20 protein-coding genes are annotated in these 22,193 nt (G+C 64.4%); 7 read left to right on the top strand and 13 right to left on the bottom strand.

The genetic code is table 11. The features are described from left to right. Nucleotides 1-210 precede the first annotated feature (210 nt). Both clpS and clpA read left to right on the top strand, forming a co-directional pair. On the top strand, nt 211-525 hold the full coding sequence (gene clpS, locus VE092_RS21910; RefSeq protein ID WP_006463168.1) for an ATP-dependent Clp protease adapter ClpS: 315 nt from the start codon (nt 211-213) through the stop codon (nt 523-525). Further along, nucleotides 522-2,825, top strand: coding sequence for an ATP-dependent Clp protease ATP-binding subunit ClpA (gene clpA, locus VE092_RS21905; protein ID WP_006463167.1), 2,304 nt, complete (start codon nt 522-524; stop codon nt 2,823-2,825). The genes clpS and clpA overlap by 4 nt, the downstream gene beginning before the upstream one ends. Before the next feature lie 186 nt (nt 2,826-3,011). Here the strand turns inward: clpA and VE092_RS21900 are convergent, their stop codons facing one another. Together VE092_RS21900 and dut are read right to left on the bottom strand one after the other, a co-directional pair. After that, nucleotides 3,012-4,103 (bottom strand): M48 family metalloprotease, encoded by a 1,092-nt coding sequence (locus VE092_RS21900; protein WP_324880022.1) that lies wholly within the window; start codon nt 4,101-4,103, stop codon nt 3,012-3,014. Between the two features lie 143 nt (nt 4,104-4,246). Next, entirely contained in the window at nt 4,247-4,708 is a 462-nt protein-coding gene (gene dut, locus VE092_RS21895) for a dUTP diphosphatase (RefSeq protein ID WP_324880021.1), read from the bottom strand. 447 nt (nt 4,709-5,155) lie between these two features. Here dut and VE092_RS21890 point away from each other — a divergent pair, with 447 nt between their 5' ends. From VE092_RS21890 to VE092_RS21870, 5 genes are all read left to right on the top strand, one after another. After that, nucleotides 5,156-5,956, top strand: a complete 801-nt coding sequence (locus tag VE092_RS21890) for an ABC transporter ATP-binding protein (protein ID WP_102661285.1) — start codon at nt 5,156-5,158, stop codon at nt 5,954-5,956. A 10-nt stretch (nt 5,957-5,966) separates the two neighbouring features. After that, the gene (locus VE092_RS21885) at nt 5,967-6,731 is read left to right on the top strand and encodes an ABC transporter permease (RefSeq protein WP_006463161.1); all 765 of its coding nucleotides are present in this window, start codon (nt 5,967-5,969) and stop codon (nt 6,729-6,731) included. Then, a complete protein-coding gene (locus VE092_RS21880; protein WP_233207486.1) occupies nt 6,728-7,699 on the top strand; it encodes an ABC transporter substrate-binding protein in 972 nt (323 codons plus the stop codon). The genes VE092_RS21885 and VE092_RS21880 overlap by 4 nt, the downstream gene beginning before the upstream one ends. 147 nt (nt 7,700-7,846) lie before the next feature. Further along, on the top strand, nt 7,847-9,142 hold the full coding sequence (locus VE092_RS21875) for an amidase (protein WP_324880020.1): 1,296 nt from the start codon (nt 7,847-7,849) through the stop codon (nt 9,140-9,142). A gap of 123 nt (nt 9,143-9,265) precedes the next feature. Further along, nucleotides 9,266-9,931 (top strand): GntR family transcriptional regulator, encoded by a 666-nt coding sequence (locus VE092_RS21870; RefSeq protein WP_324880019.1) that lies wholly within the window; start codon nt 9,266-9,268, stop codon nt 9,929-9,931. Here the strand turns inward: VE092_RS21870 and coaBC are convergent. The 11 genes from coaBC to VE092_RS21815 all read right to left on the bottom strand — a co-directional run bounded on the left by coaBC (nt 9,928) and on the right by VE092_RS21815 (nt 22,176). After that, nucleotides 9,928-11,133, bottom strand: coding sequence for a bifunctional phosphopantothenoylcysteine decarboxylase/phosphopantothenate--cysteine ligase CoaBC (gene coaBC / locus VE092_RS21865; RefSeq protein WP_324880018.1), 1,206 nt, complete (start codon nt 11,131-11,133; stop codon nt 9,928-9,930). The genes VE092_RS21870 and coaBC overlap by 4 nt on opposite strands. 57 nt (nt 11,134-11,190) lie before the next feature. Next, the gene (gene lspA, locus VE092_RS21860) at nt 11,191-11,706 is read right to left on the bottom strand and encodes a signal peptidase II (RefSeq protein WP_006463156.1); all 516 of its coding nucleotides are present in this window, start codon (nt 11,704-11,706) and stop codon (nt 11,191-11,193) included. 89 nt (nt 11,707-11,795) lie between these two features. After that, the gene (gene ileS / locus VE092_RS21855) at nt 11,796-14,690 is read right to left on the bottom strand and encodes an isoleucine--tRNA ligase (protein ID WP_324880017.1); all 2,895 of its coding nucleotides are present in this window, start codon (nt 14,688-14,690) and stop codon (nt 11,796-11,798) included. Nucleotides 14,691-14,812: 122 nt separating this feature from the next. Continuing rightward, a complete protein-coding gene (locus VE092_RS21850) occupies nt 14,813-15,790 on the bottom strand; it encodes a bifunctional riboflavin kinase/FAD synthetase (RefSeq protein ID WP_324880016.1) in 978 nt (325 codons plus the stop codon). A gap of 193 nt (nt 15,791-15,983) precedes the next feature. Then, complete coding sequence (locus VE092_RS21845; RefSeq protein ID WP_234295873.1) at nt 15,984-16,688, bottom strand: GntR family transcriptional regulator; 705 nt, start codon at nt 16,686-16,688, stop codon at nt 15,984-15,986. Nucleotides 16,689-16,722: 34 nt separating this feature from the next. Then, nucleotides 16,723-17,100, bottom strand: a complete 378-nt coding sequence (gene hpxZ, locus VE092_RS21840; RefSeq protein WP_006463152.1) for an oxalurate catabolism protein HpxZ — start codon at nt 17,098-17,100, stop codon at nt 16,723-16,725. Continuing rightward, nucleotides 17,097-17,780, bottom strand: coding sequence for a cysteine hydrolase (locus VE092_RS21835; RefSeq protein ID WP_324880015.1), 684 nt, complete (start codon nt 17,778-17,780; stop codon nt 17,097-17,099). Before VE092_RS21835 ends, hpxZ begins: the two co-directional genes overlap by 4 nt. After that, nucleotides 17,777-19,372, bottom strand: coding sequence for an ABC transporter ATP-binding protein (locus VE092_RS21830; RefSeq protein ID WP_324880014.1), 1,596 nt, complete (start codon nt 19,370-19,372; stop codon nt 17,777-17,779). Before VE092_RS21830 ends, VE092_RS21835 begins: the two co-directional genes overlap by 4 nt. A 2-nt stretch (nt 19,373-19,374) precedes the next feature. Then, nucleotides 19,375-20,070 (bottom strand): isochorismatase family cysteine hydrolase, encoded by a 696-nt coding sequence (locus tag VE092_RS21825; RefSeq protein ID WP_324880013.1) that lies wholly within the window; start codon nt 20,068-20,070, stop codon nt 19,375-19,377. Nucleotides 20,071-20,105: 35 nt separating this feature from the next. Further along, a complete protein-coding gene (locus VE092_RS21820) occupies nt 20,106-21,026 on the bottom strand; it encodes an ABC transporter permease (RefSeq protein WP_006463148.1) in 921 nt (306 codons plus the stop codon). Continuing rightward, a complete protein-coding gene (locus VE092_RS21815; RefSeq protein ID WP_006463147.1) occupies nt 21,019-22,176 on the bottom strand; it encodes an ABC transporter permease in 1,158 nt (385 codons plus the stop codon). The genes VE092_RS21820 and VE092_RS21815 overlap by 8 nt, the downstream gene beginning before the upstream one ends. Nucleotides 22,177-22,193 lie beyond the last annotated feature (17 nt).

Below are 22,193 nucleotides of genomic sequence, written 5' to 3'. Positions count from 1 at the left end.
TGAAATTGCATTGTTCTCGGTCGAAATCCAAAAGTCAAGGAGTTTTCATCACAAACTTTGCGGCCCTGTTTGGCGTATGGGCAAAGATACCCTTGATTTAGGATAAATCATCGTCATCTGCGCAAGGTCCGGAAAACAAGTAATATCTATCTCATCTAGAGGTTACGAGATCATTGTGCGTTGCACAGCTTTTGATGGTCCAATAAACGCATGGCAACCAAGCACGTAAATGATGGCGGTACAGTCCTGGAACGGCAGGAGGCCAAACTCAAGCCGCCGGCGATGTACCAGGTTTTTTTGTTGAACGATGACTATACGCCGATGGAATTCGTCGTCGCAGTCATCCAGCAGTATTTCAACAAGGACCGTGAAACCGCGACGCAGATCATGCTCAAGGTTCACCGCGATGGGAAGGGAATGTGTGGTGTGTATCCCAAAGATATCGCATCCACTAAAGTGGAACTCGTTTTAACCCACGCTCGAAAGGCAGGGCACCCCCTGCAATGCGTGATGGAGGAAGCATGATTGCGCAGGAACTCGAAGTCAGTTTGCATATGGCCTTTGTCGAAGCCAGACAATCGCGTCATGAATTCATTACCGTGGAGCACTTGCTGCTGGCGTTGCTGGACAACCCGTCGGCCGCCGAAGTGTTGCGCGCCTGCTCGGTGAACATTGACGATCTGCGCAAGACGCTGACCAATTTCATCACCGACAATACCCCCACGGTACCCGGTACCAACGAAGTGGATACCCAGCCCACGCTGGGCTTTCAGCGCGTGATCCAGCGCGCCATCATGCACGTGCAGTCGGCGTCCAATGGCAAGAAGGAAGTCACCGGCGCCAACGTGCTGGTGGCCATCTTCGGCGAGAAGGATTCGCACGCGGTGTACTACCTGCACCAGCAGGGCGTGACCCGTCTGGACGTGGTCAACTTCATCTCGCACGGTGTGCGCAAGGACCAGCAGGCCGATCCGCAGAAGGCCCCGGAAGGTGCCGAGGACGTGCAGGCCGAAGGCCAGCAGAAGGAAAGCCCGCTCGACCAGTTCACCCAGAACCTGAACAAGGCCGCCGCCGAAGGCAAGATCGATCCGCTGATCGGCCGCGATTCCGAGGTCGAGCGTGTGATCCAGACCCTGTGCCGTCGCCGCAAGAACAACCCGCTGCTGGTGGGCGAAGCCGGCGTGGGCAAGACCGCCATTGCCGAGGGTCTGGCCTGGCGTGTCACGCAAGGCGATGTGCCGGAGATCCTCAAGAACGCCGTGGTCTACTCGCTGGACATGGGCGCGCTGCTGGCCGGCACCAAGTATCGCGGTGACTTCGAACAACGTCTGAAGGCAGTGTTGAAGCAGTTGAAGGACAGCCCCAACGGCATCCTCTTCATCGACGAAATCCACACCATCATCGGCGCGGGCTCCGCTTCCGGTGGCACGCTGGACGCGTCCAACCTGCTGAAGCCGGCGCTCTCCAGCGGTCAGTTGAAGTGCATCGGCGCGACCACCTATACCGAGTTCCGTGGCGTCTTCGAGAAGGATCACGCGCTGTCGCGTCGCTTCCAGAAGATCGATGTGAACGAACCGACCGTGGAACAGACCGTGCAGATCCTGCGTGGCCTGAAGTCCAAGTTCGAGGAACACCATGGTGTGAAGTATTCTGCATCTGCGCTGACTTCGGCAGCCGAGCTGGCAGCCCGCTTCATCAATGATCGTCACCTGCCCGACAAGGCCATCGACGTCATCGACGAAGCCGGTGCGGCACAGCGCATCCTGCCCAAGTCCAAGCAGAAGAAGACCATCGGCAAGCCGGAAATCGAGGAAATCATTTCCAAGATCGCCCGCATCCCGCCGCAGTCCGTGAACCAGGATGATCGTGCCAAGCTGCAGACCATCGATCGCGACCTGAAGAACGTCGTCTTCGGCCAGGACCCGGCCATCGAAGCGCTGTCGTCGGCCATCAAGATGGCCCGTGCCGGCCTGGGCAAGACCGACAAGCCGATCGGCTCCTTCCTGTTCTCCGGTCCGACCGGCGTGGGCAAGACCGAAGTGGCCAAGCAACTGGCCTTCATTCTCGGTATCGAGCTGGTGCGTTTCGACATGTCCGAATACATGGAGCGTCATGCCGTGAGCCGCCTGATCGGCGCGCCCCCGGGTTATGTCGGCTTCGACCAGGGCGGCCTGCTGACCGAGGCTGTCAACAAGAAGCCGCATGCCGTGCTGCTGTTGGACGAAATCGAAAAGGCGCACCCCGACATCTTCAACATCCTGTTGCAGGTGATGGACCATGGCACGCTGACCGACAACAACGGCCGCAAGACCGACTTCCGCAACGTGATCATCATCATGACCACCAACGCGGGGGCCGAGAGCCTGCAGAAGCGCACCATCGGCTTCACCGAGAAGAAGGAAGCCGGCGACGAGATGGCGGACATCAAGCGCATGTTCACGCCTGAGTTCCGCAACCGTCTGGATGCCATCATCAGCTTCCGCCCGCTGGACGAGGAAATCATCCTGCGTGTGGTCGACAAGTTCCTCATGCAACTGGAAGAGCAGCTGCACGAGAAGAAGGTGGAAGCCGTCTTCTCCGACAGCCTGCGCAAGTTCCTGGGCAAGAAGGGCTTCGATCCGCTGATGGGCGCACGCCCGATGTCGCGCTTGATCCAGGACCTGATCCGCAAGGCGCTGGCCGACGAACTGCTGTTCGGCAAGCTGGTCAGCGGCGGTCGCGTGACGGTGGAGATGGACGACAAGGAGCAGATCAAGCTGGAATTCCCCGAGGGCGACGATTCGTCCCCGCCGGAAGAACCGCAGGAAAAGCTCGAAGTCGAATAAGCCTCAGCTAGTAGATCAGCAAGCCAACAAGGCCACTCCGGGAAACCGGAGTGGCCTTTTGTTTTTGGGGCAGGGTGCTTTCGATCCCCGCGTACACACAACAAGATACACACAACAAAAAACGGCGCGGTCTTCACCGCGCCGTCTCAGGGCAAATCTCAGATCAAACAGGCGTGATCGGAAGACTCAGGGGACCAGTGGCTTGCCCGCTTCCTGCTTGGCCTTCACGATCTGCGTGACCTTCTCGATCATCGACAGACGATAGGCGGTGGCCGGATGCAGCGCCGTATAGCCATTGGGCACACTGGCCGGATACTGCTCGGCCAGGCGCTTCCAGAACGCCGGCACATTGTCGATGTTGTAGCCGGCGCGTGCCAGCAGGTACAGCGACAGGGTATCGGCCGCAGCGTCCAGATCCTGCGGATAGACGCGGATGCCGGCCGTGCCGGCGGTGGTGGTCGGGTCCGGATGCGGCAGCAGCAGGTTGTCGATCACCTCCGCGATGGTCGACACCATGCGCTGGCGGATCGCATGGCCCAGGATGTTGTGGGCCATGTCCTTGGCGATCAGGTAGGCCAGTTCGTCATCGGACTGGGTGAACCTGAGCATGCCGCGGGTGATCAGCACGCGGCGCCCGTCGGCATAGGTGTTGACGTTGTCGGCATTGCCCAGCTCGATGCTGAAGGCGCAGGCATAGGTCAGCGGCACGTTGAGGGTGCTGTTCTGGCCATTGCGCTGCACACCCAGCGCGATCGGCGCTTTCTTGACCACCAGCGGGCTCAGCAGCACGGCGGCCTGGCGTTCGGCATCGGTGCCCTGCGGCATCGGCTTGCCGGCTACCGACATCAGGAAGTCGCCGCGCTGGATGCCCGCCTTTTCTGCACCACTGCCCGGCAGCACGCCGGTGACCTGCAGGCGGTCGTCATAGCCCAGGCTGCGCGCGGTTTCCGCGTATTCGATCGGGAAGGAATACTTGTTCTTGGCGGTGAATCCCAGCAGGTTGCGCGCGTTGCCGCGGCATAGTTGCGCGTTGCTGGTCAGCAGCGGCGCGGCCACGCGATAGAGGCGATCCTGTTGGGCGATCAGTTCACGCAGTTGCGCTTGTTGGGGATTATCGGCGACCGGTTTGGGGGCCGGGGTCACCACCGTCGGCTTGACGGGGGCGCTGGCCGGCGCGGTGCCGGGTTCCTGGGTGGCGCAGGCGGCCAGGATGGCCAGCGGCGCCAGGGTGGCGAGGGTTCTTATCTTCTGCCACGCGGGCAGGGGGGGTACGAGCATGCGGTTCTCCATCAATAGGGGCCTGCTGGGTCCGGGGTGTCCCGGACAGGCCATAGGACAGGCTCATCCTTGTCACGGTTCCTTGTCGCTTTGTACTGTGGCGTAGGACGGCCGCTGGCGCCGCAGCCAGCGGCAGGGACGATTCAGGACTTGCCGGTGCTGCCGAAGCCGCCTTCGCCGCGCCCGGTTTCGGTAGAGAACTTGTCTACCATGCTCAAGGCCACCTGTACCACCGGCTGGAACATCAACTGGGCAATCCGGTCGCCCGGCTGCACGACGTAGTCTTCCTGGCCCGAATTGGCCAGGATCACGGCGATTTCACCGTGGTAATCGGCATCGATGACGCCGATGCCCTGTGCCACATGCAGCCCGTGCTTGAGCGAAAGGCCCGAGCGCGAGGCCACGATGGCCACCAGCGAGGGATCCATCATGTTGATGGCCAGGCCGGTCTTGATCAGTTCGCGGCTACCGGCGCGCAGGGTGATCGGGGCTTCGATGCAGGCCCGCAGGTCCAGTGCGGCCGAGCCATCGGTGGCATAGCTGGGAACAGGGATCTGTTCGCCGAGAAGGGGGTTGACGATACGGGCTTCGATTCGACGATGCATATTTCTTCACGGGTGATGGAATGACAAGAATGCGCGCCAGGCTGGCGGCGTGCATCACCTAAGGCCGCAATTCTAGCAACTTCCATCTTGGAATGGATGTTTCTTGCCACCCTGGCGAAAAGCGGGGATGGACGCGCGAGCCCGTTGGTTCGGACAGCCTTGGTGCACTGCAATGTCCGATCGAGGTGCAATCGCGCCAATGTCGGGCCTGATGCCATGGCCACCAAGGCCGTGGCAGGGCGAGGAAAATATCCCCAATCGGCTGTAAGCGCATGGCCCATGCGGCTCGCGGCATCCTGTCGCCACCTCTGGCACAGTTTCTGCTCATGACCTTAGGCAAGATTATGCATTATGCATAATCAACTTCGCCATGCCGCTGACACGCGGCATGCGGGTCATCTTCCGTGCCATCCATGCCATTCAAGCAGTCTTCAGGAGCAGGAGCCCATGTCGGACCACCGTCTAGAAGTCGACAATCTGAGCCACGCCTTCATCAAGGCCAACGGCGAAGAAATCCGGATATTCCAGAACCTTCAATTCAATGTCGGCAAAGGTGAGATCGTCGCCATCGTCGGTCGCAGTGGCGCAGGCAAGAGTACGCTCTTTAACCTCATCTCGGGCCTGCTCAAGCCGACCGCCGGTCGCATCGTGCTGCAGCCGCGCGAGGATGGTCGCGCCGGCAGCATTGCCTACATGTTGCAGAAGGACTTGCTGCTGCCCTGGCGGACCATCCTCGACAACGCCGTGCTGGGCATCGAGTTGCAGCGCGATGTCACCGAGGCCGACCGTGAGCGCGCCCGCGCCATGCTCAAGCGCTACGGCCTGGACACCGTGGCGCAGTCCTATCCGCATGCGCTCTCCGGCGGGATGAAGCAGCGCGTGGCCTTGTGTCGCACGTTGCTGGCCGATCCCACCGTGGTGCTGCTGGACGAACCCTTCTCGGCACTCGACTACGAAACCCGCCTGATGCTGGAAAACGATGTCATCAGCCTCACGCGCAGCGAAGGCACCAGCGTCATCCTGGTGACCCACGACATCGACGAAGCCATCGCCATGAGCCAGCGGGTGGTGGTGCTCGGTGGACGTCCGGCGCAGATCATGCGCGAGCAGCACATCGTGCTCACGGTGGAGGGCAGCGATGGCCTGCGCGACGCCGTCAGCGCCCGGGGCGCGCCGGAATTCCCGCACTACCACAAAGAGATCTGGAACGCCCTGCGTGCCAGTGACGTCGCCCACGCCAGCACCTGAGGAGAGAGTGATGAAATCCAAAGACGGCAGCGCCACCGCCATCGTCGCCACCTTGCTGGTGGTGGCCGTCATCGTGTGGCAGATGGCGGCCCAGTCCAATCTGATCAACGGTCAACTGCTGGGCTCGCCGGCGGGAATCTACAAATCCGCCGTGATCGGCCTGAGCCAGGGGCAACTGCTCTACGACACCTGGGTCACCCTGGTGGAGACCCTGCTGGGCCTGTTGCTGGGCAGCGGCCTGGGCATCGCGCTGGGGCTGGCACTGTGGTTCTATCCACGTACTTCGGCCATCGTCGAGCAGTTCTCCATCCTGCTCAACAGCATTCCCAAGATCGCGCTGGGGCCCTTGATCATCATCTGGTTCGGCTCGGGCATGGTGTCCAAGATCTGGCTGGCGGGGATCTCCACCTTTGCGGTTGCCATCATCTCTTCCTGCGCCGCCGCCCAGGAGGTCGACAAGGATCTCCTGAACCTGTTCAAGTCCTTCAAGGCTCAGCGCGCCAAGGTGTTCAAGAAGCTGATCCTGCCGGCGTCGGTGCCGTGGATCTTTTCCATCCTGCGCATCAACATCGGCTTCGCCCTGATCGGGGCGGTCGTGGGCGAATTCATCGCCTCCGAAAGCGGACTCGGGCATGCGGTCTTCGTGGCCGGCTCGCTGTTTGACCTCAATACCGTCTGGCTGGGCGTGATCATCCTCACGCTCATGGCGGCCTTACTCACCTGGCTGGTAAAACTGACTGAAGAAAGGGTAATTTCATGGAAAGGCGAACAATGAAGTCCATCCGCAAGGCAAGCGCAGCCGCACTGCTGTGCATCGGCTGTTTCGGGAGCAGCGTCGCGATGGCCGCCGAGAAGGCGGTGATCTACCAGGCCTTCCAGTCCATCCAGTATCTCCCCCTGTATGTCGCCATGGGCGAAGGATTGTTCGCCAAGCGCGGTCTGGAAGTGCAGAAGGTGACCGCCGGCGGTGGCGCCCAGGGTGTGGCGGCGGTCATTGGCGGTCATGCGGATTTCTCGCTGCAAGACCCGATGACGGCCGTGCTGGCCAATCTCAAGGGCGCGTCCTTGACCAATGTGGCCATGGTGGTGGCGGGCGTGCCGGTGTGGACGGTCGCGCCGGCCAATTCGCCGATCAACTCGCTGGCCGACTTCAAGGACCGGACCATTTCCACCGCCATCCCGCCGTCGACCTCGACCTACTTGCTGCAGAACCTGCTCAAGGAAAAGGGCCTCAGTTCGGTCAAGCTCAATACGGTGGCCATCGGTACCGAGATATCGCCGGTAGCCGCCGGCCGTGCCGATGCGGCGACGCTCTACCAGCCGCAGGTGGAGCAGGCGCTGGCCAACGGCTACAAGATCGTGCATGACTTCGCCAAGCAGTACAACGGTGTCTACGCCTTTTCCACGATTGATACCCTCAAGTCCACGGTGGAGAAAAAGCCGCAAATGGTGCAAAGCTTCGTTGCCGGTATCGCCGATGCGGAAAAGCTGATGCAGTCCAATCCGGAAGTGGCCTACAAGGTCGCCATCGCCGAGTTCCCGCAACTGGACCCGACGGTGGTACGCGCGGCCGTCAAACGCCTGCTGGAGCAGAAGGTCTACCCGGCCACCCCGGTCATCTCGCGTGAAGCCTTCCAGGCCGGTCTGGATCTGCAGATTGCCATCGGCAACGTCAAGCCCGGGCAGGTCACCTACGAGAGCGCGGTCGACAACAGCTTCGCCGAAAAGACCACCAAGCCTTAAGATTGCCATGTGCCGCGCCGTGCATCCTGGCCCTCGGCCACGGACGCACGGCAGCCAGCCGGTCGCGCAAGTGCAGTTGACTGCGCAGTTGATTGCGCAGCGGATTGGCAGGACGGCACCGCCACCCAGCAGCAGAGGAAGACGATCATGACCACAGAAGCGACGCAGACCGCACCCGCATCCGTACCCGCATTCGCCCCCGACCCCAGTCCCCTGGCCACCGCCGTGGCGGCCGCCGACCATCTCGACGAGCGGCTGCGGGCCTTCGTCTGGCGCCCGCAGAGCTATCCCGCCGCCCAGAACACCAGCGGGCCGCTGGCAGGCATCCCGGTGGCAGTCAAGGACCTCATCGATACCGCCGACATGCCCACCGCCTATGGTTCGGCGATCTTCGCCGGCCATCAACCCGCCGCCGATGCCTGGATCGTGGCCCGGCTGCGCCAGGCCGGCGCCATCATCTTCGGCAAGACCGTGACCACCGAATTCGCCTGGCGTGATCCCGGCGCCACCGTCAACCCCTGGCATCCGGGCTACACCCCCGGAGGTTCCTCCAGTGGCTCGGCGGCGGCAGTGGGCGCGGGCATCGTCGACATCGCCCTGGGTACACAGACGGTCGGCTCCGTCATCCGCCCGGCCGCCTATTGCGGCGCCTATGGCTACAAGCCGACCTTTGGCCGCATTCCCACCGAGGGCACGCACAAGCTCGCCCCCTCACTGGATCACCTGGGTTTCATCACCTCCAGTCTCTACTGGTCGGCGGTCATGCATGCCGTGATCGTGCGCGACGGCACCATTGCACCGCCCGTCTCGGCGAGCGCCTTCCATGCCGGCGTCAAACCGGCCCGTGTCGGTATCTATCGCAGTTCGCGCTGGGCGCAGGTACAGGGTGAGGTCCAGCAGAATGTCGATGGCGTCATCCGGCGCCTGGAAAGGCATGGCGTTGCCTGCGTACCGGTGGAATTTCCCATCGACCTGGTCGAGATGCATGCCCTGATCAACGAGATCCTGGCCTACGAAGCGCGGGCCGCCCTGCTGGACGATATCCGCGGCAAGGAGGACCTGGCCGGTCCCAACATCCGCGCGCTTATCGAGGCCGGTGCCGCCATCAGCGATGTGCGCTACGAAGAGCTGTGCGCGCGGCTGGCCAGCCTCAGGGCCGAGCGTGACCGCGTCTTCGACGGGCTCGATGCGGTCCTGACCCTGCCTTCGCCGACCACCGCCTTGCCAGGTCTGGACAAGACCGGCGATGCGATCTTCTGCACCCCGGCGACCTTGCTGGGCTTGCCGGCGGTGACCTTGCCGTCGGGGTATTCGTCCGACTTCCTGCCCTTCGGCGTGCAACTGATCGGCCCTGGCGATCAGGACCTGGCCTTGCTGCAGCACGCCCAATGGATCAGCACGATCCTGCCCACGATCCGGCCGGCGCAGCGGATGGAGAACTGAGCCGGCCGGCGGGCGGAGCCGGCGCAAGGGTGCGCTTGCACCGGCCTGCCGGGCAGGCCACAATGAGGCTTCCCCCATCCTGCAGTGCGCCGCAGGGGGCGTGCCGTCCAGCTCAACGTGCTCATGTCAAAAGCCTTCAAAACCATAGAGCAGCAGGTCCTAAGCCAGCTGCGCAACGATATCCTGCGCGGCAACTATCGCCCCGGTGACAAGTTGCGCCAGGACGATGTCGCGCGCCGCTTCGAAGTCAGCACCACGCCCGTACGCGAGGCTTTCCGGGGCTTGCGTTCGGAGGGGCTGGTGACCATCGATGCCAACAAGGGTGTGGTGGTCAAGGGACTCTCGGTACAGGACGTAGCCGAGATCTATGAACTGCGCATCGTGCTGGAGCCGCTGCTGGCACGCAAGTCGGTTGCCTCGATCCGGCCCGATGCCCTGGAGGCGGCCGCCGCGCTGCACGAGCAGATGTGCCGGGCCGACGACCCCCATGCCTGGGCGGCGCTGAACTGCGATTTCCATGATCACCTCATGCGCAGTGAACAGGGATCACGCCTGTACGAGATGGTCCGTAACCTGTTGTTGGTGGCCGCACCCTATGTCTCGCTGTCGATCTACCTGCTGCCGCAGATCCAGCTGACCGACAATGAAGAACACGCGCAGATCCTGCAAGGCTACCGGCAGCGCGATGCGGCCCTGGTCGAACAGATCGTGCGCCAGCATCTGCAGCAGACGCTGGAGGCGATCCAGGATTCGGTCAACGAAGAGACCTTGGGCAGCGCGTTTCGCTAATCTGGCGATTGCGCCATGCGGCGCGCAATCTCGCGGATCAGCTGGCGTGCCAGGGTCTGCTTGTCGGCGCGCGGCAGGGCGCTGTGGCCCTGGTCGTCGAACAGCATCAGGGAGTTGTCGTCACGGCCGAAGGTCTGGTGGCCGATATTGCCGACCAGCAGCGGGATGTTCTTCTTGATGCGCTTGGCCGCGCCGTATTGTTCCAGGTTCTCCGATTCGGCCGCAAAGCCCACGCAATAGGGGCGTTGGGGCAGGGCGGCGACGGTGGCGAGGATGTCGGGGTTCTGCACGAATTGCAGTGCTGGCGTGTCCTGCTCGTTCTGTTTCTTCAGCTTCTGCGTGCTGGCATTGGCCACGCGCCAGTCGGCCACCGCTGCCACCGCCACGAACAGGTCTTGCCCGGTCACATTGCCCATCACCGCATCGTGCATCTGCTGTGCCGTCTGCACGTCCACGCGACGCACGCCATAGGGTGCCTCCAGCGCCGTCGGGCCGGATACCAGGGTCACTTCCGCGCCTGCTTCACGTGCCGCCCGGGCGATCGCATAGCCCATCTTGCCCGAGGACAGATTGGTGATGCCGCGCACCGGATCGATGGGTTCGAAGGTCGGCCCGGCCGTCAGCAGCACGCGGCGGCCCGCCAGCAGCTTGGGCTGGAAGGCGGCGACGATCTCTTCCAGCAGCTGTATCGGTTCCAGCATGCGGCCTTCTCCGACTTCGCCACAGGCCTGCGCGCCGGCATCGGGGCCGAGCAGCAGGATGCCGTCCTCCCTGATCTGGCGCACATTGCGCTGGGTCGCCGGGTTCTGCCACATCTCCACGTTCATGGCCGGTGCAACCATCAGGGGCAGCCGTGCCGGACGCGCCACGCACAGCGTCGAGAGCAGGTCGTCACAGGCGCCATGGGCCAGCTTGGAGATGAAGTCGGTGGAGCAGGGCACGATCACCACCGCATCGGCATCGCGGGTGAGGTTGATGTGCGGCATGTTGTTGTCCATGCGCGCATCCCACTGGTCGGTATAGACCGGGTTGCCGGTCAGTGCCTGCATGGTGACGGCGGTCATGAAATGGGTGGCCGCCTCGGTCATCACCACATGCACCGACGCCCCGGCGCGGCCGAGTTCACGCGCCAGCATCGCGGCCTTGTAGCAGGCCACGCCGCCGGTCAGGCCCAGTACGATTTTCTTGCCAGCCAGTTCCATTGCTTGCTCCCTTGCGCCAGGTGGCGCGCCGCAGGTGGGTTGCCGTTCTTGTCGTTGTTACTTCCGGGAGACCCGGCGCAGTTCATCCACCACGAACAATACCGCACCCACGCAGATCGCACTGTCGGCGATGTTGAAGGCCGGCCAGTGCCAGTTGCCGACATAGACGTCGAGGAAGTCGATCACGTGGCCATAGACCACGCGGTCGATCACGTTGCCGATGGCGCCGCCCAGGATCAGCGCCAGCGCCCAGCAGAACATGCGCTGGCCGGGATGCTTGCGCAGCAGGTGGATGATGAACACCGCCGCACCGATGCCGATGGCGGTGAACAGATAACGCTGCCAGCCACCGCTGGCGGCCAGGAAGCTGAAGGCCGCGCCCTTGTTGTAGACCAGCACCAGGTTGAAGAAACCGGTCACCGGCAGCGATTCGCCGTAGTGGAACAGTTTCAGGATGGTGATCTTGGAGAGCTGGTCCAGCAGCAGCACGATGGTGGCGATGCCCAGCCAGGGCAGCAGCCCCTGGGTGGAAGAGGACGAGGCGGAAGATGAGGAGCGCTTTTTGGTTGCCATGGATGTTCTTGTTTGAGTGAGCTGCCCGCTGCGCAGAGTGCAGCGGGCAGCTTGCAAGGCCGTCCTGCGTGGATCAGGCGATCAGGTCATCAGGCGAAGCGACGCTTCTCGCCCTGGCCGAACAGGTTGCTGACGCAGCGGCCGCACAGGCCGGGATGCTCGGGATGAGATCCGACATCGGCGCGATAGTGCCAGCAACGTTCACATTTCTGCTGGGTCGAGGGCGTGACCACCACACCTTCTTCCTCGGTGCTGGCCACGCGGGTCACGCTGGCTGCGGAGGTGATGAGCACGAACTTGAGGTCTTCACCCAGGCTCTCCAGCAGGTCGGCCTTCTCGCCCGACACCTTCAGTTCCACCTCGGCCTGCAGGGAAGAACCGATGCTGCCGGCGATACGCACTTCTTCCAGCTGCTTGGTGACAGCAGCGCGCACTTCGTGCAGCACTGCGAACTTGGCCAGCAGGGCTTCGGCATCGGCCACTTCCGGCAGCGCGTAGTAGGTCTGCGAGAAGATGGTCTCGCCGCTGGCCTCGAAGGCTTCCTTGCCGGCAAAGAAGCTCCAGGCCTCTTCGGCGGTGAAGGACAGGATCGGTGCCATCAGGCGCAGCAGCGACTGGGTGATGTGCCACACCGCGGTCTGGGCCGAACGACGCGCCGCCGAATCCACGCCGCTGGTGTAGAGGCGATCCTTGAGGATGTCCAGATAGAAGCCGCCCAGGTCTTCCGAGCAGTACATCTGCAGCTTGGCCACCACCGGGTGGAATTCGTAGGTCTCGAAGTGCGCCAGGACCTCAGCTTGCAGGCGCGCCATGTTGGCGATGGCGTAGCGGTCGATCTCCAGCAGCTCGGCCACCGGCACGGCGTGCTGCGCCGGGTCGAAGTCGGCCGTGTTGGCCAGCAGGAAGCGCAGGGTATTGCGGATGCGGCGATAGGCTTCCACCACGCGCTTCAGGATTTCGTCCGAGATCGACAGTTCGCCCGAGTAGTCGGTCGAGGCCACCCACAGGCGCAGGATTTCAGCGCCCAGCGAGTCCGAGACCTTCTGCGGGGCCACCACGTTGCCCTTGGACTTGGACATCTTCTTGCCCTCGCCATCAACCACGAAGCCGTGCGTGAGCAGGGCCTTGTAGGGCGCGCGGCCATTCAACATGGACGAGGTCAGGAGCGACGAGTGGAACCAGCCACGATGCTGGTCCGAGCCTTCCAGGTACAAGTCGGCCGGGAACTGCGACTGCTGGCGGTGCGAACCACGCAGCACCGTCTGGTGGGTGGTGCCGGAGTCGAACCAGACATCCAGTGTGTCGCGGTTCTTGACGTAGTGCTCGGCATCCTCGCCCAGCAGTTCCTTGGGGTCCAGCGCCTGCCAGGCTTCGATGCCGCTCTTCTCGATGCGCTGGGCCACCTGTTCGATCAGCTCCGGCGTGCGCGGATGCAGTTCGCCCGTTTCCTTGTGCACGAAGAAGGCCATCGGCACGCCCCACTGGCGCTGGCGCGACAGGGTCCAGTCCGGACGGTTGGCGATCATGCCGTGCAGGCGTGCCTTGCCCCAGCCGGGGAAGAAGGCGGTGTCCTCGATGCCTTGCAGCGCGGTCTGACGCAGGCTGGGCCCGCCATCCTTGGGCGTGTTGTCCATGCTGGCGAACCACTGTGAGGTGGCGCGGTAGACGATGGGGGTCTTGTGGCGCCAGCAATGCATGTAGCTGTGGTCGAACATGACCAGCTTGAACAGCGAACCCACTTCTTCCAGCTTGGCGCAGATCGGCTTGGAGGCTTCCCAGATGGTCAGGCCGGCGAACAGCGGCAGCCAGGACGCATAGCGGCCATCGCCCATGACCGGGTTGAGGATGTCGTCATCCTTCATCCCGTGCGCCTTGCAGGAGATGAAGTCTTCGATACCGTAGGCCGGCGCCGAGTGGACGATGCCGGTACCGCTGTCGGCGGTCACGTATTCACCCAGGTAGACCGGCGAGAGGCGGTCGTAGCCGGCATCGGCCTTGGCCAGCGGATGGTGGAAGCGGATCAGCGAGAGCTTCTCGCCGGTGGTGGTGGCGATGATCTTGCCTTCCAGGCCGAAGCGCTGCATGCAGGATTCGACCAGGTCCTTGGCCAGGATCAGCAGCGTGGCTTCGCCGTTGCGGCTGGTCTCCACCAGCGCGTATTCGAATTCAGGGTGGACGTTGAGCGCCTGGTTGGACGGGATGGTCCAGGGCGTGGTGGTCCAGATGACGATGTAGCCGTGTCGGGTCGGCAGGTCGGCCAGGCCGAAGGCGGTGGCCAGCTTGTCGTGTTCGGCGAAGGGGAAGCCGACATCGATAGCCGGGTCGCGCTTGTCCTGGTATTCCACTTCCGCCTCGGCCAGGGCCGAGCCGCAATCGAAGCACCAGTTCACGGGCTTGAGGCCACGATAGACATAGCCCTTCTCCAGGATCGTGCCGAGCGCGCGCAGCTCATCGGCTTCGTTGGAGAAGTTCATGGTCTTGTACGGGTTGTCCCATTCACCCAGCACGCCCAGGCGGATGAAGTCGGCCTTCTGGCGCTCGATCTGCTCGCCGGCGTAGGCACGTGCCTTGGCCTGCACTTCGGCCACCGGCAGGTTCTTGCCGAACTGCTTCTCGATCTGGATTTCGATGGGCATGCCGTGGCAATCCCAGCCCGGCACGTATTGCGCGTCGAAGCCAGCCATGTTGCGGGCCTTGACGATCATGTCCTTCAAGATCTTGTTGACGGCGTGGCCGATGTGGATGTCGCCATTGGCATACGGCGGACCGTCATGCAGGATGAACTTGGGCCGGCCGGACGATGCTTTGCGGATACGTTCGTAGACCTTCTTCTCCTGCCACTGCTTGACCCATTGCGGCTCGCGCTTGGCCAGGTCGCCGCGCATGGGGAAGGCGGTCTCGGTCATGTTGACCGGGTATTTGGAGGGCGCCTTGCCGGCTTTTTCCGGTTTGCCGGGCTTGGCGGAGTTGTCGTTGCTGGACATGAGAAAGCTTTCCTTGGATGCAGTGTGATTCTGGCGCCGGGCGTGCTGAGATGCGCGCTGGCGAAATGCGGATGGGGCGGCTGGACGACGGCGGGAGCGCTGCTCCGGCCATCGCCCAGCGTTCAAATTCGGTCGGTGGCCGAGACGGCGAAGCCGGCGTTCTCGCGGAACCAGGCGCGGGCATGGTCGACGTCGCGGGCGATGGCGGTGGTCAGTGTGGGCAGGTCCACGTACTTTTCCTCGTCGCGCAGCTTCTGCAGGAACTCGACCCGCACCAGCTTGCCGTAGCAATCGCCCTGGAAATCCAGCAGGTGGGTTTCCAGCAGGACCCGCCCGCTGTCATCCACGGTCGGGCGCACGCCCAGGCTGGCCACGGCCGGCAGCGCTTGTTCGGCCAGGCCATGCACCTGCACCACGAAGATGCCCGACAGCGCCGGACGCTTGTGGCCCACGCGCATGTTCAGGGTCGGGAAGCCGATGGTGCGGCCCAGTTTCTTGCCATGGACCACGCGCCCGCTGATGGCGTAAGGGTGGCCCAGCAACTGGCGCGACAGGTCGAAATCGCCCTCGGCCAGTGCCGCCCGCACGGCGGAAGAAGAGATGCGTACGCCGGCATTGGTCACCGTCGGCAGGGCATGGACTTCGAAGCCGTACTGCTTGCCGGCCGCGATCAGGGTATCGAGGGTGCCGGCGCGGCGCGCGCCGAAACAGAAGTCGTCGCCCACCATCAGCCACCGCACGTGCAGACCCTGCACCAGGATCTTTTCGATGAAGTCCTGCGGGGAGAGGGCGGCGAAATGGCTGCCAAAGTGTTCCACCACCACGCGGTCGATGCCGGAATGGGCCAGGGCTTCGAGCTTGTCACGCAGGTTGGCGATGCGCGCCGGGGCGCGTTCAGGGGTGCCGGCCAGTTGGGCGAAGAATTCACGCGGATGCGGTTCGAAGGTCATCACCGCCGCGTCCAGGCCCAGTTTGCCGGCGGCCTCGCGCACGCGTGCCAGCAGGGCCTGGTGGCCCAGATGCACGCCGTCGAAATTGCCGATGGTCAGCGCGCACGGGGCGCGCGATTCGGCTGTGGGAAGTCCGCGAAATACCTTCATTGAGCCGCTGGATAGATGCGCTGTTACAAAAGCCTTCCATTATAAATGGTTTCGGAGGCTTTCCCTGATTTGGTGGCGGGATCGGGGCGATCAAGCGCCTGCTTGCGCATCTCAGGAAGCTTTTTTCACATTTCCTGATAGAAATATTGCTTTTCGTGCATGCCTGGCAAGTCTTATCTCGGCTCGGTCAATTTCAGCGCAGGGCCGGCACCGCTTCCGGCTCCTGCAACTGGCGTGCCTCGGCCAGCATCCAGATGGTGATCTTGCGCACTTCCAGCTTGCTCTGGGTGATGTGGGCGCGCAGCAGGATCTGCGCCTCGGTGGCGCGACGCTTGGCCACCAGCTGCAGGATCTTGCCGTGTTCCTCGTAGGTGGCGTCGACGCGCTTCTTCTTGAGGAAGTCCAGGCGGCGCACGATGCGGATCTTTTCGGTGACCTCGGTATGGACCCGGGTCATCTCCTGGTTGCCGGCGGCCGCCACCAGGTTGGTATGGAAGGCCTCATCCAGTTCGGCCACCTGCACCGCGTCGGCGAGCCGGTCTTCCGGCTGCACCAGCCAGATCGCGTTCAACTGTTCCAGGCCGGCGCCGGGCTCTTCCTGGCTGCACAGCTTTTCCAGCGCCGCCATCTCCAGCACGATGCGCAGGTCGTAGAGATTGTCGAGCCGGTCGAAATCGATGGGGCAGACCTTCCAGCCGCGCCGGAAGCCCACCTCCAGATAGCCTTCGCGCTGCAGCCGGAACAGCGCATCCCGCAGCGGTGTGCGCGAGACGCCCTGGCGCTGCGCCATCTCGGTCTCGGTGAAATTGTCGCCGGGCAGCAGGCGGAAGCTGAAGATGTCGTCCTTGATCCGGTGATAGACCTGTTCGGCGAGCGGATTGGCAACGGTGACGGTCATGGCGCGGGCATTCTGGTGTTCTCGGGAGGCGGTCTCATGCCATCAGGCTGACGTGGGCGGCGACGATGCGCCAGCCTTCTTCCATGCGGACCCAGGTCTGCATCTGACGGCCGATCCGGTCGGACGTGTGGTCCGTGAATTCGGTGGAGACGGTAGCATAGTCGGTGCCGAAGGTAGTGACAACGGTACGCTGCAGCTTGCGCGAGGCCGGTACCGGGGTGCAGGTCTTGCGATACTGGCGGATCGCTTCGCCGCCCAGCAGTACCTCGCCCACGCCATAGCGCACCGTCTGCGGCGCATACCAGAACCAGCGGTCCAGGGTGGGGATGTCATTGACCAGCAAGGCGTATTCGTAATCGGTGAAGGCCTGTTCGACCTCGGCCACCACATGCGGCAGGTTCACTTGCATCATGGATTTTCTCCTGTGTAGGCAGCCACGCCGGCCTGCAGTTGCGCCAGCGGGGTACGCCAGCCGACGATGCCGCCCTGCGCCGTCAGCATCTCCAGCGTGGTGCGATGGAAGTCGGGGAAGTAGCTGGCGCAGGCATCCTCGATCACCAGGCATTCGTAGCCACGGTCATTGGCCTCGCGCATCGAGGTCTGCACGCAGACTTCGGTGGTCACGCCGGCCACCAGCAGGTGGGTGATGCGACGCTCCTGCAGTTGTGCATGCAGGTCGGTGGCGTAAAAGGCGCCCTTGCCGGGTTTGTCGATGACCAGTTCCCCCTCCACCGGGGCCAGTTGCGGCAGGATCTGGTTGCCCGGCTCGCCTTGCACCAGGATGCGGCCCATCGGCCCGACATCGCCGATGCCCAGCGTCGGATTGCCGCGCAGGCGCTTGGAGCGCGGGCAGTCCGACAGGTCCGGCAGGTGCGATTCGCGCGTATGCACCACCAGCATGCCGGCCTCGCGTGCCAGCTGCAGCAGCGCCGCCACGGTCGGCACGATGGCCGCCAGCGGCCGTACGTCATTGCCGAGGGCACTGCCGAAGCCGCCTTCCTCGATGAAGTCGCGCTGCATGTCGATCACCACCAGCGCCGTGCTGCGCGGGTGGAACTGATAAGGGTAGGGCGTGGCGTCGATACGGATCATGCGGCCTCGGCGTGAGTGGGTTGTTCGGAGTGGCCCGCCATCCAGCGGCCCAGCGCGGCGCGGTCGGCGCCCCGGGTGGCGACGTCCTGCGCCACATGCACGATGCGGCCTTCGGTCATCACCAGGATGCGGTCGGACAGTTCCAGCAATTCGTCCAGGTCTTCGCTCACCAGCAACACCGCAGCCCCGCGTGCGCGGGCCTGCAGCAGGCGGGCGTGGATGTCGGCCACCGAGGCGAAGTCCAGGCCGAACACCGGGTTGGCCACGATCAGTACATTGGGCGCCGTGGCGTTGTCGCCGTGATGGGCATCGCCAGCGGCCGCATGCTCGCCCAGTTCGCGCGCCAGCACGGCGCGCTGCACGTTGCCACCGGAGAGCGTGCCGATGGCGCGTTCCGGCAATGGCGGCTTGACGTTGAAGGCACTGATGAGCGATTGCGCCTGGCGCTTCATGGCGGCGCGGTCGATGCGCCAGCCACCGCGTTTGAAGGGAGCGACGTCGAAGTTGCGCAGCGCCATGTTCTCGGCCACGCTCATGCCGGGGATGCAGGCATTGCGCAGCGGTTCTTCCGGCAACGCGAACACGCGCAGGCGGCGCATCTCGGCGCGGGTGGCGGCGTAGGGCGCGCCGGCCACGTGGATCTCGCCCTGCAGGTGACGGCGCTGGCCCAGCAGGGCTTCCACCAGTTCCTTCTGGCCATTGCCGGAGATGCCGGCCAGCCCCACGATCTCGCCCTGCCTGACCTGCAACGACAAAGCCCGCACCGCCGCCACGCCACGATCATTGTTGACCGTGAGATCGCGCACCTCCAGTCCCACCGACGCCTGCGCCGGCACCGCAGGGCGTGCCACCTGCGCCTTTTCCTGGCGGGCATGGCCCATCATCCAGTGCGCCAGCTCGTCCGGGCTGGTATCGGCCACGCGGGCGCTGCCCACCAGCCGGCCCTTGCGCAGCGCGGTGACATCGTCGGCATAGGCGCTCACTTCATGAAACTTGTGGGTGATCATCAGCACCGTCAGCTCCTGCTGGCGCGTCAGCGCGTGCATCAGGCCCAGCACTTCGTCGGCCTCCTGGGGCGTGAGCACCGAGGTCGGCTCATCCAGGATCAGGAAGCGACGCCGCAGATAGAGTTGCTTGAGGATTTCCAGCTTCTGTTTTTCGCCGGCCGAGAGGCTGCTCACCGCCCGGTCCAGCGCCAGCCGGAAGGGCATGCGCGCCATGAATTCTTCCAGTGCTGCGCGCTCGCTGCCCCAGCGGATGCGCCAGGGCAGGTCGCCCCGCGCCAGCAGCAGGTTTTCAGCCACGTTCAGGCTGGGCGCCAGCGTGAAGTGCTGGTAGACCATGCCAATGCCCAACTGGCTGGGAGTGCGCGCACCCCGGATGTCCACCTCGCGCCGGTCGGCCATCACGCTGCCCTGGTCGAGCGGGCTATACCCCACCAGACCCTTGACCAGCGTGCTCTTGCCGGCGCCGTTCTCCCCCAGCAGGGCATGGATGGTGCCGGCGCGGATCTTCAGCGACACCTCGTCCAGCGCCCGGAAGCTGCCGAAGGACTTGCCGGCGCCGAGGATTTCCAGCTCGAGCGCGTGCATGATCAGGCCCCGATCACATCGATCAGCGCGGCCGAATCCGAGACCGCGCCGAAGACGCCACCCTGCATCTTGATCATCGACAGCGCTGCCAGGTGGTTGTTGTGGTCGGTGGCGCCACAGCAGTCGGCGAGCATCACGCATTCGAAGCCGCGGTCATTGGCCTCGCGCATGGTGGTGTGCACGCAGACATCGGTGGTGATGCCGGTCAGCACGATGTTGCGGATGCCCCGGGTGTGCAGGATCATTTCCAGGTCGGTGGCGCAGAAGGAGCCTTTGCCGGGTTTGTCGATGATGATCTCGCCGGCGATGGGCGCCAGTTCCGGAATGATTTCCCAGCCCGGCTCGCCACGCACCAGGATGCGGCCGCAGGGACCGGCGTCGCCGATGCCCACGCCATTGGTGCCGATCTGGCGCGAGCGCCAGCGCTTGTTGGCAGGCAGGTCGGAGAGGTCGGGGCGGTGACCTTCGCGGGTGTGGATGATGGTGTAGCCACCGGCGCGCATGGCGGCCAGCACGCGCTTGATCGGCTCGATCGGCGCGCGCGTGAGCGAGAGGTCGTAGCCCATCTTGTCGACGTAACCGCCGATGCCGCAGAAATCGGTCTGCATGTCGATGACGATGAGTGCGGTATTGGCCGGGGTCAGGGCGCCATCGTAGGGCCAGGCATAGGGTTCGGCCTTGATGAAGAGTTCGGACATGGTGGCTCCTAGCTTAATTATCGGGATTGTCGGAATTATCGGGTCAGGCTCAGTTCGCCCGGGGCGCTGGAGAGCGTGCGGTCGGGACGGCATGTGAGGATCATGATCAAGAGCGTCAGCGCATAGGGCGCCGCATTGAATAGGTAGTAACCGGAGGTCACGCCCACCGCCTGCAGCGCCGGGCCGAGTGCGCCGGCCGCGCCGAACAGCAGCGCCGCCAGCAGGCAGCGCCAGGGCTGCCAGCGCGCGAAGATCACCAGCGCCACCGCCATCAGGCCCTGGCCGCTGGAGAGACCTTCGTTCCAGCTGCCGGGGTAGTACAGCGACAGATAGGCACCGCCCACCGCTGCCAGGAAGCCGCCTGCGGCGGTGGCGGCGATACGTGTGCCGGTCAGGCGATAACCCAGGGCGCGGGCGGTTTCGGCATGGTCGCCCACCAGCCGCAGCGCCAGCCCCCAGCGCGTGGCCGACAGGCCCCATTGCAGCAGCAGGGCCAGCGCCACGCCGACGAAGAACAGCGCATTGATCTGCAGGGCGTGGTGCAAGCGCTCATTGCTGCTCCAGGCGCCCAGGTCGATGGAAGGCAGCATCGGCGCCTGCGGCTGGATGAAGGGCTTGCCCAGGAAGAAGGCCAGGCCGGTGCCCAGCAGCATCAAGGCAATGCCGAAGGCGATGTCGTTGACCCGTGGCAGCGAGCACACCACCCCGTGCAGCACCCCCAGCAGCAAGCCCGAACAGCCCGCCGCCAGCACCCCCAACCAGGCCGAGCCGGTGTAGAAGGAGGCCGCATAGCCGGTCATGGCGCCGCAGACCAGGATGCCTTCCAGCCCCAGGTTCACGCGCCCGCCTTTTTCGGTGAGGCATTCGCCCAGGCTGACGAAGAGGAAGGGTGTGCCGACCCGGATCGCCCCGGCGAACAGCGCCAGCAGCAGGGTCGCATAGTCGAAGTCATGCATGGCGGGACTCCTTGCTCGGGAGGGTGGGCGCCGCCTGCTGCCAGCGCAGCTTCAGGGCAGCCAGGCGGCCGGTGATGGATTCCCAGGCCAGCAGGTTGCAGAACAGCAGGCCCTGCAGCACCAGCGTGGTAGCGTCGGGCAGGTCCAGTCGGCGTTGCAGCAAACTGCCGCTGGCTTCCACGCCACCGATGACGATTGCGCAGACAATGATGGCCAGCGGATTCTGGCGCGCCGCGAAGGCCACCAGGATGCCCGAGAAGCCATAGCCGGCCAGCAGCGCACTGGTGGCGCTGCCTTGCACGGCGCTGACCTCGAACATGCCCGCCAGTCCGGCCGCCGCGCCCCCCAGCGCGCAGGCCGTGAGCACCAGGCGATTGACCGACAGCCCCACCAGCCGTGCCGTGCGCACATTGCCGCCCACCACGCCCATGGCAAAGCCGGACACGCTATGGCGCAGGAACACCCAGGCCGCGATACAGGCGATGGCGCCCCAGGCCAGGCCCCAATGCACTTCCAGCCCCGGCAGCGAACCCACCAGATAGGGATCCGGCAAGGGCAGGGTGGAGGGCTTGTTCAGGCTGGCCGGGTCGCGCAGCGGGCCTTCCACCAGATGCTTGAAGACCGCTACGGCGAGATAGGACAGCAACAGGCTGGAGATCGTCTCGTTGACACCGCGCCACTGGCGCAGCCCGCCGCACAGGGCGATCCACAGGCCACCGGCCAGCATGGCAGCCACGGCCATGAGCACCAGCATCACCAGCGCCGGCAGGCCCGGCAGCAGTTGCGGCATCACCGCCGCCGCCAGCCCGCCCAGCGCCAGCGCGCCCTCGCCACCGATGACGATCAGGCCCACCCGCGCCGGCAGGGCCACGCACAGGGCAGTCAGCAGCAGGGGCGCGGCACGTTGCAAGGTGTTTTGCCAGGCGAACAGGGTACCGAAGGCACCCTGGTAGATCAGCAGGCAGGCATCGCCCGCCGGCTTGCCTTGCACCAGCAGGAACAGCACGAACAACAGCAGCGTGCCGGCCAGGGCGCACAAGGTCGGCAGGGCCGGCGCCACGCCATTGAGCAGGGCCGACCGCAGCCTGCGCCAGGGCGAGGCCGTCGGTCCGGTCGGCGCAGCCACGCCGGGAGCGGGGAGGGTAGTCATGGTGCCGTCCTGCGTGG

It is taken from the genome of Herbaspirillum sp., from assembly GCF_035644555.1.
GTDB lineage: Bacteria > Pseudomonadota > Gammaproteobacteria > Burkholderiales > Burkholderiaceae_D > Herbaspirillum.
Note: the sequence above shows the minus strand (reverse complement) of the source record. Positions and strands in the feature narration are given on the sequence as shown.